13 protein-coding genes are annotated in these 14,056 nt (G+C 40.1%); 10 read left to right on the top strand and 3 right to left on the bottom strand.

The features are described from left to right. Positions 1 to 504, bottom strand: coding sequence for a hypothetical protein (locus RWN13_RS13520; protein WP_314064551.1), 504 nt, complete (start codon positions 502 to 504; stop codon positions 1 to 3). After that, positions 501 to 1,430 carry an AraC family transcriptional regulator gene (locus RWN13_RS13515; RefSeq protein ID WP_314064548.1) on the bottom strand — a complete coding sequence of 310 codons (930 nt, stop codon included), beginning with the start codon at positions 1,428 to 1,430 and terminating at the stop codon, positions 501 to 503. Before RWN13_RS13515 ends, RWN13_RS13520 begins: the two co-directional genes overlap by 4 nt. 222 nt (positions 1,431 to 1,652) lie before the next feature. Between RWN13_RS13515 and RWN13_RS13510 the strand changes: the two genes are divergently transcribed. The 5 genes from RWN13_RS13510 to RWN13_RS13490 are packed head-to-tail and all read left to right on the top strand — an operon-like array spanning position 1,653 to position 7,053. After that, positions 1,653 to 2,789 carry a glycoside hydrolase family 88 protein gene (locus RWN13_RS13510; protein WP_314064546.1) on the top strand — a complete coding sequence of 379 codons (1,137 nt, stop codon included), beginning with the start codon at positions 1,653 to 1,655 and terminating at the stop codon, positions 2,787 to 2,789. A 27-nt stretch (positions 2,790 to 2,816) separates the two neighbouring features. Then, complete coding sequence (locus RWN13_RS13505; RefSeq protein WP_314064543.1) at positions 2,817 to 4,463, top strand: extracellular solute-binding protein; 1,647 nt, start codon at positions 2,817 to 2,819, stop codon at positions 4,461 to 4,463. A gap of 48 nt (positions 4,464 to 4,511) precedes the next feature. Then, complete coding sequence (locus RWN13_RS13500) at positions 4,512 to 5,243, top strand: YesL family protein (protein ID WP_314064540.1); 732 nt, start codon at positions 4,512 to 4,514, stop codon at positions 5,241 to 5,243. Then, positions 5,221 to 6,150, top strand: a complete 930-nt coding sequence (locus RWN13_RS13495) for an ABC transporter permease subunit (RefSeq protein ID WP_314064537.1) — start codon at positions 5,221 to 5,223, stop codon at positions 6,148 to 6,150. The genes RWN13_RS13500 and RWN13_RS13495 overlap by 23 nt, the downstream gene beginning before the upstream one ends. Before the next feature lie 15 nt (positions 6,151 to 6,165). Further along, positions 6,166 to 7,053, top strand: a complete 888-nt coding sequence (locus RWN13_RS13490; RefSeq protein ID WP_314064535.1) for a carbohydrate ABC transporter permease — start codon at positions 6,166 to 6,168, stop codon at positions 7,051 to 7,053. A gap of 184 nt (positions 7,054 to 7,237) precedes the next feature. Here the strand turns inward: RWN13_RS13490 and RWN13_RS13485 are convergent, their stop codons facing one another. Further along, positions 7,238 to 8,266 carry a Gfo/Idh/MocA family oxidoreductase gene (locus RWN13_RS13485; protein ID WP_314064532.1) on the bottom strand — a complete coding sequence of 343 codons (1,029 nt, stop codon included), beginning with the start codon at positions 8,264 to 8,266 and terminating at the stop codon, positions 7,238 to 7,240. A 331-nt stretch (positions 8,267 to 8,597) separates the two neighbouring features. Between RWN13_RS13485 and RWN13_RS13480 the strand changes: the two genes are divergently transcribed. The 5 genes from RWN13_RS13480 to RWN13_RS13460 all read left to right on the top strand — a co-directional run bounded on the left by RWN13_RS13480 (position 8,598) and on the right by RWN13_RS13460 (position 14,056). Then, entirely contained in the window at positions 8,598 to 9,527 is a 930-nt protein-coding gene (locus tag RWN13_RS13480) for an AraC family transcriptional regulator (protein ID WP_314064530.1), read from the top strand. Positions 9,528 to 9,648: 121 nt separating this feature from the next. After that, entirely contained in the window at positions 9,649 to 10,923 is a 1,275-nt protein-coding gene (locus tag RWN13_RS13475) for a sugar ABC transporter substrate-binding protein (RefSeq protein WP_314064528.1), read from the top strand. 15 nt (positions 10,924 to 10,938) lie between these two features. Continuing rightward, entirely contained in the window at positions 10,939 to 11,847 is a 909-nt protein-coding gene (locus RWN13_RS13470) for a sugar ABC transporter permease (protein ID WP_314064527.1), read from the top strand. 14 nt (positions 11,848 to 11,861) lie between these two features. Further along, entirely contained in the window at positions 11,862 to 12,689 is an 828-nt protein-coding gene (locus RWN13_RS13465) for a carbohydrate ABC transporter permease (RefSeq protein ID WP_314064525.1), read from the top strand. Between the two features lie 185 nt (positions 12,690 to 12,874). Next, positions 12,875 to 14,056, top strand: a complete 1,182-nt coding sequence (locus tag RWN13_RS13460) for a Gfo/Idh/MocA family oxidoreductase (protein ID WP_314064522.1) — start codon at positions 12,875 to 12,877, stop codon at positions 14,054 to 14,056.

Below are 14,056 nucleotides of genomic sequence, written 5' to 3'. Positions count from 1 at the left end.
CTAATGACCTCCCTGCTGATCAAATGTGATAAAGCTGTTGTTAGTAATGCTAGTATCAATTCCTAGTAGCAATTCCTTGATTTGTTGGTCATAAGGATTTTCTTGTTCGTAATCGGGGATGTAATTCCCATTGAGAATGTAGTCTGAATAAAAAGCATCTTCGGTGGACGAGTCAAAATTATAAATGCTGTTATCAGACACAATTTCGATTTTCCTGATATGTTGTTGACGCTGATTAGTAAAATCAACCATGATATTGGCTAAGCTTTGATCCTTAAACTGGAGGGTAATTAAATAAATACTTTTATTTGGTGTGGCGGAGGCATAGAGTGTCGCTACTTTTGTTTGATGGCAGTGAAATAGCAAATAAAATATTTCGCTAAAAATAGCTGTCTTAAGGGCCTCAGAAGACACAGTTGCCGATAAGAAAATGCGGGAAAACTGAATGTTAGTTAGATGTTCTTTGGCTAGGTGAAAGAGGATATTTTTATCAACGAGGTTCATGATCTCATCTCCTTTTGACTGGTGGCAGCTTGTTTCAATTTGCGTTCAATGCTTTTGACTGAATTAGCATAGGATGTAGGACTAAAACCAGAATATTTTTTAAAGCTATTAGAAAAGTGATGAATGGAGTCAAAGCCCAAAAGTGAGGCTATTTCTGTAAAGGATTGGCGATCTTCGCGAATCCACTTTTTAGCTTGCTCCATTTTCAGCGTTTTAAAGTAAGTGATAATGCTGTATTCGGTCTCGTCTTTAAAAATTTTTTTTAAATAAGAACTACTAATATAAAAATGTGCAGCAAATTGATCAATCGAAATATTTTCTGACAGATGTTCTTCCATAAATTGGACGATGTTATTCACGATTTCCTTCGTAAAGGTTTTTTTTATGACCCGTTTTTCCGGTTCAAGCACCAGTGGCTCTTGTTGGTCTCGAACCAAGGAGATGAGGAACTGTGTCAGGTAAATATAAATCATTTGTTCTGCCCCAGGAAAGGGTTGTTCTAAGCGGTTTTCTTTAAGGTGAAGGCGGCCTAATTCAGGCTTAAAAACAAGTTTGGCTTCGTTTAAAATAGCGGCGAGCATTTCACGATCGTTTTTTGACAGACTCATTATTTTTTTTTCGAAGAGAGCCATAATTGCTGAACGACAAGTGAAGCTGATCACAATAACATTTGCAGCTTCTTCGCCATTTGTGTGGAGTTGATGAAATTCATTAGGTTGATGAAAGATAATATCTCCAGCTTGCAAGGTGGAGCAATCATTGTCGGCAACGACTTCCAAGAGCCCATTGTCAACATAGACCAGTTCCCAAGAATCGTGTTTCTCACCGGGAAAGGCATAATCTTTTGAAAATTCGAAGTAATAAATGGTGTGAATATATTCAATTGTCAAGAAATTAAAAGCTGAATTAAGTTGGTTTGTAACCACGATAGTAATCACTTCCTTTTACTAGGTTAACGGAATGGCGTAAAGGTTGAAAGCGTTTAATTTATTATGGCATATAATCAGCTAAAAACCTTCATTTTTTTTTGTTCAATAGCTTATTTTGTAAATAGATAATACTAATGTCTAAATCAGGAATATCTATTCAAATGTAGTGTTAGAGGTAGAAAACGCATTCTTTTAAGCGTGTTGAGGGGAAGGGGAAAAATGGCACAGTTAGTGACAAAAAGATGGGTTGAGCAAGAGCTTGAGTTTGTATTGGCTCGTATTGATGAAAACATGAAAGAATTTAGTGATGCTTTTCCATCACCAAGCTCAGAAAATCTAATGTATGAAGCTTGGGAGAATGTGGAATGGACGCCAGGGTTTTGGACGGGGATGATTTGGCTAGCCTACGAGTATACGGGTAAGAAACGCTATTTAGACGGTGTTGAGCGTTTAATGCCAACCTTTGAGAGACGATTAATTGAAAATACTACTTTGGATACGCATGATATTGGGTTTATTTATTCTCTGTCTGCTATGGCAGGTTACCGTCTAAGGGGAAAAGGAGAGGATCGGCAACTGGTCGTTCAAGCTGCGAATCGTTTACTTGAGCGATACAGTTGTAAGACCGGTATCATTCAAGCTTGGGGCGATTTAAGCAATCCTGATCAACAAGGCCGGATGATTATTGATTGTCTCCTGAATTTGCCCTTACTTTATGACGCAACTTCCTTAACTGGTGATGAGCGTTATTATCAAGCCGCACTTTCTCATAGCCGGCAGGCTGGAAAGTATTTAGTAAGAGCCGATTTTTCCACCTATCACACTTTTTATATGGATCCGGAAACAGGCAAACCACTAAAGGGTAAGACAGCCCAAGGGTATTCAGATGACAGTCCTTGGGCTAGGGGCCAAGCTTGGGCCGTTTATGGGTTTGTGGTGAGTTATGTTCACACAGGGAAAGACGAATTTCTGAGACTGGCTAAAAGGACGGCAGATTATTTTATCCAACGCCTTCCAATAGACGGTGTTCCATATTGGGATTTGACCTTTCAAGAAGGCAATCAGTACCGGGATAGTTCGGCAGGGGCAATACTGGCTTGCGGCTTATTAGAGTTGGCGAAAAACTTGCCGCTGTCTTCTAGTAAAAGAGCAACTTATGAAAAGACTGCAGTCAAGATTGTTAAGACCTTAGCGGATACGTATACGACTAAAAAGGATCAGTCTAACGGGGTGCTTAAACATGGTGTGTATTCAATCCCTCATGGAAATGGGGTGGATGAATGTGTCATTTGGGGAGATTATTTTTATATGGAAAGTTTGATTCGTTTGGTTAAAGCGTGGGAGATGTATTGGTAACGGGCTTAGGATGAAAGGAGCAAAAAGATGACGAACAAAACAAAAAAAATGATTGTGGCAGTGATGGGTCTAGCACTATTGGCAGGTTGCAGCGGGAAAGGTAATGATGGAAAAAAGCAGGCGGATATCGGCGATTTCGAGCCTTATTCCAAGTATGAGGAGCCAGTCACATTTACGATTGGTCGTGGACAACGAGACCTGGATTTACTGCCGGAAGGAGATACTATCGAAGATAACACTGCGTCACGCTTCATTAAAGAACAGGCTAACATTGATGTCGAAGTAGCTTGGATTTCAGCCGAGGTAGGAAAAAAAGTCTCGTTATCATTAGCGACAGGGGATATACCTGATGTCTTAGTGGTAGGGCGAGAGTTATTGCAACAATTAGTTGACAACGACCTGGCAGCCGACTTAACTGAAGTTTATGAAAAAACCGCTTCAGATGATTTAAAGGCTCGTCTGAACTCTACCCAAGAAACGTTAATGGAAACAACGACGTTTGATGGCAAGTTAAGAGCGATACCTGTCCCTAAAATGGAATACGAGCACTCCATTGTTTGGATTAGAAAAGACTGGGTGGAAAAAGTTGGGGCTAAAATGCCAGAAACGAAAGAAGATATTTATCGATTAGCTCGGACCTTTGTTGAAAAAGATGCCAGTGGTACAGGTGAGACACTAGGCTTATCCATTGGCGAGGAGGTCGTGGGGCATTTTGGCGCTAATTTTGAACTGGACCCGTTGTTTAATGAAAGTAATGCCTATCCGAGACAGTGGTTAGTCGATGAGTCAGGAAAAGTCAGCTACGGTAGTAACACTCCAGAAACTAAAGCAGTTTTAGAGGAGTTAGCCGCTTTATACAAAGACGGGGTGATCGATAAACAGATGGCTGTCCGCAAAAATGATGATCGGGTCGCGTTAATTTCTTCTGGTAAATTAGGGATTCACTTTGATGGTTTTTGGTCGTCAAAATATGATTTACCTGAATCTGTCAAAAATGATCCAAAAGCAGAGTGGGTGGCAGTTAATGTACCAAAAGACGACAATGGGATTTTTAAGACTTATTTTGGTCGGCCAGATACTGGCAACTATATTGTGGTTAAAAAAGATTATGCCCACCCAGAGGCAGTGATGAAGGCTCTCAATCTCAATAATGACTTCTTTTTTGGCTCAACAAAGGAAGCCAAAGCTTATAAAGAGGAACATCTTAAGGGGCAAACTTTTGCCTGGTTCCACTTACCAATTCCAGTAAAACTCGCCTTTGCAGATGCGAATAAAGTCAATTATCAAAGTTTTGTTGAAGCTGTTGAAACTAACGACGGCGATAAATTAAGTCCAGATATTCGTCCGGTATTTGATAAGTATCAAAAATACGCAGATGGTGGAAAAGTTCCCAGTAATGACACCGTGGCTTGGGGAGAAATTACAGCGATTCTTGAAGGCATGAAAGCAACAACGGCTGATGACACGGATATTAAACAAGTGGGATATTTTGATCAGACAGAAACCATGTTGGAAAAATGGGTTAATTTGGAAAAGATTGAAGATGAGATGTACCTCAAAATCATTACGGGAGAAGAGCCACTTAGTTACTTTGATCAATATGTTAAAGAGTGGAAAAAAATGGGTGGTGATCAAATAATAGAAGAAATTCAACAAGTGATGGATCAAAAGTAACGAAAATGAGCTGGCTTGATTTGAGCTAGCTCTTTCTAGGGGAAGAAGGTGGCGGAAGTGTTTCAGTTTATCAATGAAAAACAGGTGGTCTCACGATTTTGCCAATTTGCCAGTCAGTTATTTGCTGCGAATCTCCTCTTTATTTTGGCCAATTTATTTTTGGTGTTTAATCTTTTGATACTGCCCAATAAACTCGCCAATTTATCTTGGATTGTGCTTTCCTTATCACTGACCGGTCCGTCTTTAACAGGCCTATTTTACAGCTTATTAAAAAAAATAGAGGGCGGGACAGAATCCGTATTCAAGTCTTTTATCAAAGGGTATTGCAAGAAATTTTGGTCATCCTTAGCCATGTTCATTTTAGATCTGTTTGTTCTTTATGTTTTTATATTTAATATGGTTAGACTGGAACAAGCCACATTGATGAATCTGTTGGCAAAAGTTAGTGTGTTGCTTTTGGCTTTGTTGACTGTCGGTGTCCTACCCGTTCAATTCCTCCTTCTAGCAAGATTTGAAACTACTTTTTTAGGGGTAATGGTTAATGCGTGTCTTTTAGCGTGTCACTATTGGCGAGTCAGTGTCTTAAACGGGGTGATAATCGGGTCGATGCTTATTATTGGCACTATCCTTCCTGTTTCACTCTATATCGTTTTTTATTTTAGTTTCTTAGTCTGGGGGCTCTTAAGAAATATGAAAGCAATGATTGACAAAATCGACAATGAGATAGCTTCTCAAAAAAAGAAGGAGTTGAGGAAACATGATTGCAAAGAGTGGACTTGAAAAGAAAATAAAAACGAAAAAAGTGACAAATACTCAGTGGTATTATCATGTGATGTTGTTGCCGGGAGTGGTGTTATTAACCATTTTTCATGTTATTCCTATGTTTGGGATTGTCATGGCATTTCAAGATTTTGTGCCAGCTAAGGGGTTTTTGAACTCACCTTGGGTTGGGCTAAAACATTTTAAATACATCTTTGAGATTCCTGATAGTGGGCAAATATTTTCCAATACGCTGATCATTGCTATTGGGAAAATTGTGCTAGGAATGATTGTGCCAATTACGTTTGCCCTCATTTTAAATGAAGCTCGCCTAAAATGGTTTAAGAGTTCCGTGCAGACAATCGTCTATTTGCCGAATTTTTTGTCTTGGGTGGCCTTAGCCACCGTGTTGACCATGGTCTTTTCTTACGATGGCATGTTTAACAATTTTTTGGAAGCCATTGGATTTGAACGGATTATGTTTTTGGCCAGTAATAAATGGTTTAGGCCGTTTCTAATTATGACAGATGTTTGGAAAGGTTATGGTTACGGGACGATTATCTATTTAGCTGCTTTGACAGGCATAAATCCTGCTTTGTACGAATCTGCGGCCATGGATGGGGCAGGCCGGTTGAAACAGATGCTGCACATTACGCTACCGGGAATTTTACCAACCATCATCTTATTGGCTACTTTAAATTTAGGCAGTGTCTTGAATGCAGGCTTTGATCAAGTGTTTAATTTGTATAATCCCCTTGTTTATAAGACCGGGGATATCATTGATACTTATGTTTATCGAATGGGACTAATCAATATGAAATACTCCTTTAGTGCGGCTATTGGGTTAATGAAATCAGTGATTAGTTTTATCCTAATAGTGACATCCTACAAATTAGCCGATAAATTTGCCGGTTATAAGCTGTTTTAGAAAAGGAGATAGAATATGGTTCAATCCAAGAGTTTGTCTTATCGAATTGTAACGTTTTTTATTTATGTGATGTTGATTGTGGCAGCCTTTCTTTCGCTGGCCCCCTTGGTCAACACGATCGCTATTTCATTTAGCTCTAAAACAGCTGCTATGAGTGGCATGGTATCATTTTGGCCAGTTGAATTTTCCTTATCGTCCTATGAAAAAATTATGAAAGATCACGCTTTTTGGCAGGCTTTTATGGTGTCGATTAAACGGGTTATATTGGGTGGCGGTCTAAATTTGATTTTAGTGATTTTAATGGCTTTTCCTTTATCGCGCTCGGTAAAGCAGTTTAAATATCGCAATCTTTACATGTGGTTTTTAGTCTTTAATATGCTATTTAGCGGGGGCATTGTCCCAACTTATTTTGTGGTTAGTAAATTGGGAATTATGAACAGCATTTGGGCCTTGATTTTGCCAGGGGCCGTTCCTATTTTTAACGTCATCTTAATGATGAATTTTTTTAAGGGCATCCCTGATTCTCTCGAAGAAGCGGCCATTATAGATGGGGCTTCACCACTCACGGTTCTCTTGAAGATCTTTTTGCCAATTTCCTTGCCATCTATTGCGACAATCACTCTTTTTATTATTGTGGGTCACTGGAATGCCTTTTTTGATGGTCTGATTTATATAAATGATCAAGCTAAAATACCCCTGCAATCGTATTTGCAACAGTTGGTTTTGGCGACACAACAAACCGATGGGCTGACCGCAGAGGAGTTAGCAAGTGTGGCCAATTTATCGTCCATGACGTTAAACTCAGCGAAAGTATTGGTGTCACTTGTGCCGATTTTAATGATTTATCCCTTCTTACAGCGGTACTTAATCAACGGGCTAGTTTTAGGCTCAGTAAAAGAATAGAGTAGGAGAAAACCGATGGTAACCCATGATATTACCTTTGAACAAGTTGAAAATGATTGGGTTAATAGCTTACCTTATAAATGTTATGCTACTTATTAGTGGTCAGCCTGAAATACTCAACTTTTAGTTTAAACCAGTCAAAAAAAGCGAGCAGATCCCTTGGGGCTGCTCGCTTTTTTTGATTTTAAAGGAAGACTTGTTCACCTTTAGCATCAGCTGATAGTTGTTCTTTTTCAGCAATGTAAATCGTTTGTTTGGCGCTGTCAGATGGCACTCGGCGATCTGCTTGAGTATTATGGAGAATACTCTCTGCAAAGTGTTTGATCTCTAAATAGTAGCCACTTTCCTTGCTGATTTCAGGTTCAAAACTGCTTTTTCCGTGAGGGTAATCGGTAAATTTTCCGTTTTCCAAAATAATCGTGCCACTTTCGAAGTTCACTCGGAAACGCATTTCAAAACCGAAATCCTCATTGTTAATCGTCCAATCATCCTCAGCGTTGATCACTTTGCCATCGGCATAATAATAGTTGGAAGAAACGATATCGTAACCGTTCCCTTCATGGATCACTTTGCCGCTTGTTGAAACAGATTCAGGTGGACCAAATAGCCAGTTAATCGTGTCCACATCGTGAATGTGCTGATCCAGCAAACAGCCGCCTGATTTATCTTTTTTGAGCAGCCAGTTTTCCCACGACCAAACGGGAGTGGTGCCGCCACGGAAGAATGAGCCTGCCACAACCTTGCCATAGCGACCTGAATCAATTGTTTCTTTGAGATAAAGGTAGCTTGGGAAAAAGCGCAATGTTTGACCAATCATCAACTGTTTACCGTAGGTTTCTGAGGCCTCAATCATCTCCTGAGCTGCAATGGAGGAAATCGCCATTGGTTTTTCACAAAAAACATGCATGCCGAGAGCCATGGCCTCGACCGTTTTTGGTGCATGTAAATAAGTCGGTAAACATAAATCGACATAATCCAAGTCTTCCTGTTCAATCATTTCTACCATGTCGCTGTAGAAGTTATACTGGCTGAAATCCACAGGACTAAGGCCTGTTGGTAGATTACCTTCAACTAAAGCGCCACCCTGTTTAGCCTCATCCACATCGCAAATGGCCACTAACTTAATGGGCAATCCTTCTGCTTCTAACCGAATGTAATTTTGTAAATGTGAGTTTCCCATAAATCCTAATCCGACTAATCCGACCTTTAACATCTATCTAACCTCCTAAAGTGATAAAACGTTTTCTTTTCCACGTTCATCATAGCAAGAGAAGGCTTTTAGAAGATTTAGAATGAAGGCTTTAGTTTTTGCACAAAAAGCCCAACTGAAAGTTGAGCAATTTGTGAAATGAGCTATTTTGGCATAAGGCTCGAAATTTTATACAAAAAGGCCAACAGCGACAGAGCTACTATTCAACCGGCTGTTTTAAGGTAATAATGAGGGTATAAAAAAGTATCTCTATTCAACTCGACAGAGGTTTTGAGTGTTATTCTATAGATGTAGCTTTAGTGCTAACAGGATGAAAATGAATGGTGGTATAAACATGACACAGCTAGATGGAGAAAATATTGAAGACAGATTGCAGATGCCTAAATTTTTGATAGAGATCGAGAACATCATTACTGTTTATTACAATGAGTTCACGAAAAGCTATTTTTTTGAAGGTGAAAAACACGATTTTTGGGAGTTTGTTTATGTGGATAAAGGTGAAATTGAAGTATCGGCTGATGGCATTAATTATCAGCTGTCAGAAGGTGATATTATTTTTCACCGGCCAAATGAGTTTCATACAATTGGCGGAAACGGCATTGTAGCATCCAATGTACTGGTGATTAGTTTCATCTGTCAATCAACGGCGATGGCCTTTTTTGACCAAAAAATAATGACATTAACAGAGAATGAGCGCAAGCTCTTAGGTCGTTTTATCGGGGAGTCCAAAAGTGTCTTTGTCAGTGAATTAGGGCGTTTGTATCAGGCGGGAAATCGCTTGAAACATCCCTTAGTCGGTGCCGAGCAAATGATGTATTTATATTTGCAACAATTTCTGATTACCTTGATCAGAGCCGAGTTAGATCCAGTTAACCTGGCGCGTTCATCAGGCTTGCTGAAAAAGAATTTTCGGGACGATGTGATTAACCGAATCGTGCGCTACTTGGAAAAAAATTTACACGAGACGATTTTATTGGATGATTTGTGCAATGAATTTTATTTAAGTAAAACCTATTTAAAGCGCTTCTTTAAAAAAGAAACAGGCTACACGGTGATGCAGTATTTAAAGGCCTTGCGCATGGAGGCTGCTAAAAAATTAATTCGCGAAGCCAATTTAAGCTTTACTGAAATTTCTCAGTTAACGGGGTTTGATTCCGTTCACTATTTTTCAACCAGTTTTAAAAAATACGAAGGTCAGACTCCTAGTGAATATCAACGGTCAATCAAAGTCTATGAAGAGACTACTCTAGCCAGTCAGACTTAGCCAAGAGGTCTTGTTAGAACGAGTGGATATGAAAGCGCCAACTATTGTGAATCTTGTGTTCCTTGAGACCTTAGCCGTTTTAAGGCACACACTAAAAATATGGAAAAGGGAGGCAGTTAGTATGGAAAAAGGGATCGTGAAAGGTAGAAATAAGACAGGGATAATTTTTTTATTAGGGCTTTTAAGTTTAGTGTTAGTGGCAGCTGTTGGCTGCGGAAAGAAGGAAGGCGGCAGTTCAAAAGGAGGCAAAACCGAAATTTCTTATGGGTTATGGGACAAGTCTCAAGCCCCAGTTTTTGAAGAATTAGCGAAAGAATTTGAAAAAGATAATCCAGAGCTGAAAATTAAAGTGGAAATCACACCTTGGGCCCAATACTGGACAAAATTAGAAACAGCGATTACCGGTAAAAATGCGCCTGATGTTTTTTGGTTGAATATTCCAAAATCAACGGATTATATTGAAGCCGGAGTGGTGGCCCCTCTTGATGAATTTGAGATTGACGTTTCCAATTTCCCAGAGCAATACTTAGACTCTTACACCAATAATGGCAAATTGTACGGTATTCCCAAAGATTTTGATACAAATGGACTATGGTATAACAAAAAAATATTTGATGAGGCGGGAATTGCTTATCCGGATGATACCTGGACATGGGAGACTTGGCAGTCGGTTGCCAAAAAGTTAACAAATGCGGATAAAGGCATTTATGGTATGGCCACACCGGTAACGTGGCAAGGAGGGTATTACGAAACAATCTATCAAAATGAAGGTCAACCCTTTACCGATGATGGTAAAAAATCAGCATTTGATCAACCAGCAACGATTGAGGGAGTTGAATTTTGGCATAAATTCCAAGAAGAAGGGTCAGCAGTTCCACTGGAAATGATGGCAAACAGTTCTCAATCAGAACTCCTGCAATCGGGAAAGGTGGCGATGGCAATCGATGGTTCATACATGACACCAGTTTTCTTTGAAGAAGCGTACGGTAAGGAAAACTTAGACGTGGCACCCTTGCCAAAAGGGAAAGTAAGAGCGACGACTTCCAATGCCTTAGCCAATGTGATGTCGGCCCATACGAAACATAAGGAGGCTGCCGCTAAATGGATCGCCTATTTGTCTACCGAAGCGGTCAATAAAAAAGTGGCTGAAACCGGTGTGGTAATCCCCGCATATAATGGCTCTCAAGAAGCCTGGGTCAATGCGTATCCAGATAAAGATATTCAAGTATTTGTTGACGCGGTGGAATATGCCGTACCACTTCCCAATAATAAAAATGGCATGGCCGCTATTGCCATTGAAACAGAGATTTTTAATGAAGCATGGTTAGGGAATATGACAGTCAAAGAGGCTGCTACTAAGTATGTGGAGCAGGCGAATGTCTTATTAGCAAAATAGTAAAGGGTGACTAGAATGAAAAAAGGAGCCATCAGGATTTTTGGTAAAAAATACGACAAAGAAGGTCTCTTGACTGCAATTGTTTTCGCTGGGCCCTTATTGGTGGGAATACTGATATTTTATTTAATCCCCATGGTTCAAAATGGGTTTTATTCCTTTACTCAATGGGGACAATTTGGTGGCTATACGTTCACCGGATTGGCCAACTATCAGAAGTTATTGACAGATTCAACGGTTCTGGTAGCACTTAAAAACACCGTCACTTATGCTATTTTTACGGTGCCGATTGGAGTGGTCATTTCAATCGTAATCGCAGTTTTGTTAAATAATAAGATTAAAGGTGTTAGTTTCTATCGCGTGATTTATTTTTTACCAGCCGTGACCATGACCTCGGCTGTGGCGATGATTTGGAAGTGGATGTTTAATTCCGAGTATGGCATCATCAATCAACTGTTGTCTTACATCGGGATTACGGGACCGAATTGGTTAACAGACAGCCGTTGGGCCATGCTTGCCTTAATTACGGTGGGGGTCTGGAGTTCTTTAGGAACGTCGATTGTGCTGTATTTGGCTGGTTTACAAGGTGTCTCCAGCAGCTTTTATGAAGCGGCAGAGATGGATGGCGCTGGACCGTTGCGCAAGTTTTTTTCGATTACGCTGCCCTTATTAACGCCGACAATCTTTTTTAATTTGATTACGTCATTAATTTCAGGCTTACAAGTCTATGATTTAATCTTCTTGATGTATTCTGAAACCAATCCAGCCTTGAAAAGTGTTCAGTCCTTGTCTTATTTATTTTACCGCAACGCCTTTGTGTTTAATGACAAAGGGTATGCCGCTGCTATTTCAGTGGTGCTGTTATTAATGACATTGCTGATTACAGTGATTAATTTCCGTTTCCAGAAAAAATGGGTTCATTACTAAGATAGGAGAAAAAAATGAAAGAAGCTAAGGGTGGTAGAAAAATCGGGATCCATGTCTTGTTAATTTTAGGCTCAGTGATGATGGTATTTCCTTTTTTATGGATGGTGTTGACAGCTTTAAAAACCAATACTGAGGCGATTGCAGTACCGCCGACGTTTTTACCGGCGAATCCTCAATGGCAACATTTTTCCAGTATATTTACGGAACTAAATTTTGGCCGCTTTTACTTGAATACATTTGTCTCAACAGCTGTCATTACAGTGGGGCAAGTTTTCTTTTGTGCCATGGCCGCATACGCATTTGCTCGGTTGGAATTTCCCTTTAAAAACGGGTTATTCATTCTGTTATTGTCGGTTCTAATGGTGCCAGGTCAAGTCTTTTTGATTCCACAATACTTGATTATTCAGAAGTTAGGCTTGCTTGATTCTATTCCGGCCCTGTTTATGCCCGGTTTGTTTTCAGCATTTGGCACCTTCTTATTACGGCAATTTTTTATGAGTATCCCTAAAGAGATTGAGGAAGCAGCGATTATTGATGGCTGTTCTCGAATTAAAATTTTCTTTACGATTATTTTGCCACTGTCTAAATCGGCTTTGATTTCTTTGTCAATCTTTTCATTGCTGTACGGCTGGAATTCCTTACTTTGGCCATTAATTGTGAACACATCACCAGAAAAAATGACCCTTTCGGCAGGATTGGCCTCACTAAGCGGACAACATGCCACCAATTATCCGTTGCTGATGGCAGGTTCCTTTTTAGCGATTGTGCCATTAATTATTGTTTTCCTGATTTTCCAAAAACAATTTATTGAAGGCATTGCTTTAAGTGGATCGAAGAGTTAAGTGTAGCAGGGGGAGTTCGTGCTCTCTCTGTTTTTGATTGCCAAGACAGATAAGGAAAGAATGTTTAATGAAAGACTTAGTATGTATAGAAAAAGATTATTTGGCAGATAGAGGGTTCCAAAAGGGATCGTCCATTGAGATAATCAGGAGGACATAGGCTCATCCCAAATGAAAGGATGTAAAAAATGACGATAAAATTTGGTGTTATTGGGTTAGGGAATCGTGGAAGTAAATTTGCTTTACACAGCTTAATTCCCCATGCTGAAATTGAGGTGGTAATGGTCAATGATGTAACAGGTAACCACTTTGAACTGTTTGAGAACCAGGGAATTGCTACAACAACCGATTATCGTGAACTTTTAAGGAATCCCCAGGTGGAAGCAGTCTTTATTGCGACTCCTGATGACACCCATGGAGAAATCGTTCTGGAGGCGATTAAGTATCAAAAACACATTATTTGTGAGAAGCCATTGGAGATCAGTGAAGCAAAAGTAGCGGAACTGGAAGTGGCTTTAAGTACTTATCAAAAGGTTTTTTTAGTGGGGTATGTTTTGCGATACGCCCCCCTTTATGCTAAAGCTAAAGAGTTGATTGCTGGTGGGGCCATTGGAGAGATGTTCCTGGCAAATGGTGTCGATCATATTGATTACGGTGGTTATGCTTTTTTTCATGACTGGCATCGTACTCAGGCTAAAGCACACAGCTTACTGCTGCAAAAATCAACTCACAGCTTGGATATTTTAAACTGGTTGATCGATGGGGAACCGACTCAAGTGGCTGGACTAGGAGGCTTAGAAGTCTTTGGGGAGCCTGGGGCTATTCGTAAATTTGGTGCCCCTTTAACCGAACCCTTGAATTGCCGAAGTTGTCCCATTCAATACGAATGTGAAGAGAGTTTATTAAATCTGAAAGTCCACAAAGGGAAAGAGTGGCAAGTGGACTGGCCGGATAACTGCGTTTTTGAGTCTGAGATCGACGTTCAAGACCACCAAGCCTTATTGATCAATTACCAGAATAAAGTCAAGCTGACCTATTCAATCTGTCATTTCAGTGCCTACTATCGCCGGGAGTTCCAGTTTTTTGGGACTAAAGGTGAACTTTATTTTGACGATCAGCGGAACGAAATCATCGTGGACGATCGTTTAAAAGCAGAAAAGCTGACCTATAAAATTGTTGATAGTGGCGGGCATAGTGGTGGGGACGACGAGATGATTCAGGAGTTTATCCGCTGCATGAGACAGGGGGGCCAACCTCGTTCTGATTTGACTAGCAGTGCCAGTGTCACACGGTTAGTATTGGCGGCCCAAGAGTCTATTGACCGTAACCAAATTGTGACGATTCAGTCAGGCAATCATTTAAGGAAATGA

This window comes from uncultured Vagococcus sp., assembly GCF_963518325.1.
Taxonomy (GTDB): Bacteria; Bacillota; Bacilli; order Lactobacillales; family Vagococcaceae; genus Vagococcus_D.
The sequence above is the reverse complement of the archived record's forward strand: the minus strand, read 5'-3'. Positions and strand labels throughout refer to the sequence as shown.

What these genes read in the sequence shown, in the direction of transcription:
- RWN13_RS13505 (WP_314064543.1), top strand. Translation starts at nt 2,817, where the DNA reads ATGACGAACAAAACAAAAAAAATGATTGTGGCAGTGATGGGTCTAGCA.
- RWN13_RS13475 (WP_314064528.1), top strand. Translation starts at nt 9,649, where the DNA reads ATGGAAAAAGGGATCGTGAAAGGTAGAAATAAGACAGGGATAATTTTT.
- RWN13_RS13495 (WP_314064537.1), top strand. Translation starts at nt 5,221, where the DNA reads ATGATTGCAAAGAGTGGACTTGAAAAGAAAATAAAAACGAAAAAAGTG.
- RWN13_RS13485 (WP_314064532.1), bottom strand. Translation starts at nt 8,266, where the DNA reads ATGTTAAAGGTCGGATTAGTCGGATTAGGATTTATGGGAAACTCACAT.
- RWN13_RS13520 (WP_314064551.1), bottom strand. Translation starts at nt 504, where the DNA reads ATGAACCTCGTTGATAAAAATATCCTCTTTCACCTAGCCAAAGAACAT.
- RWN13_RS13490 (WP_314064535.1), top strand. Translation starts at nt 6,166, where the DNA reads ATGGTTCAATCCAAGAGTTTGTCTTATCGAATTGTAACGTTTTTTATT.
- RWN13_RS13460 (WP_314064522.1), top strand. Translation starts at nt 12,875, where the DNA reads ATGACGATAAAATTTGGTGTTATTGGGTTAGGGAATCGTGGAAGTAAA.
- RWN13_RS13480 (WP_314064530.1), top strand. Translation starts at nt 8,598, where the DNA reads ATGACACAGCTAGATGGAGAAAATATTGAAGACAGATTGCAGATGCCT.
- RWN13_RS13510 (WP_314064546.1), top strand. Translation starts at nt 1,653, where the DNA reads ATGGCACAGTTAGTGACAAAAAGATGGGTTGAGCAAGAGCTTGAGTTT.
- RWN13_RS13470 (WP_314064527.1), top strand. Translation starts at nt 10,939, where the DNA reads ATGAAAAAAGGAGCCATCAGGATTTTTGGTAAAAAATACGACAAAGAA.
- RWN13_RS13465 (WP_314064525.1), top strand. Translation starts at nt 11,862, where the DNA reads ATGAAAGAAGCTAAGGGTGGTAGAAAAATCGGGATCCATGTCTTGTTA.